We start from the raw sequence: 572 nt of genomic DNA on the forward strand, positions 1-572 counted from the left end.
AATCATTCAAATGATTGCATCATTTGCGATTGTTGCTGTTCTTTATCTGGCAAGCATTGATTCAATCAAAGAGCAGCTGACTCCGGGTACTTTTACCGTGGTCTTTTCTGCGATGTTTGGTTTGATGCGCCCACTTAAAGCACTGACAAACGTAACTTCTCAGTTCCAACGTGGTATGGCAGCAAGCCAAACTTTGTTTGCTCTGATCGATTTAGAACCAGAGAAAAACGAAGGTAAATACACGGTTGAGCGCGCGAAGGGCGATGTATCTGTGAAAGACGTCAGCTTTACGTATGAAGGTTCAGAAAAACCGGCACTAGAGCACATTAGTTTTGATATTCCTCGAGGTAAAACGCTCGCTCTAGTGGGGCGTTCAGGTTCAGGTAAAAGTACCATTGCGAACTTGTTCAACCGTTTTTATGACGTGGACAGTGGCTCGATTGCGCTAGATGGCCGTGATATTCGTGATTACGAATTGAAGAACTTGCGTGAGCAGTTTGCGTTGGTTTCGCAAAACGTACATCTTTTCAATGACACCATAGCAAACAACATTGCTTACGCGACGGAAGATA

Annotated in this window: 1 protein-coding gene; it reads left to right on the plus strand. The window is 44.1% G+C overall.

Annotation, left to right across the window (positions count from 1 at the left end; genetic code table 11):
* A partial coding sequence (locus R7044_RS27025; RefSeq protein ID WP_225456205.1) for an ATP-binding cassette domain-containing protein occupies positions 1-572 on the plus strand: 572 nt, incomplete at both ends.

This window comes from Vibrio sp. 1402, from assembly GCF_033340275.1.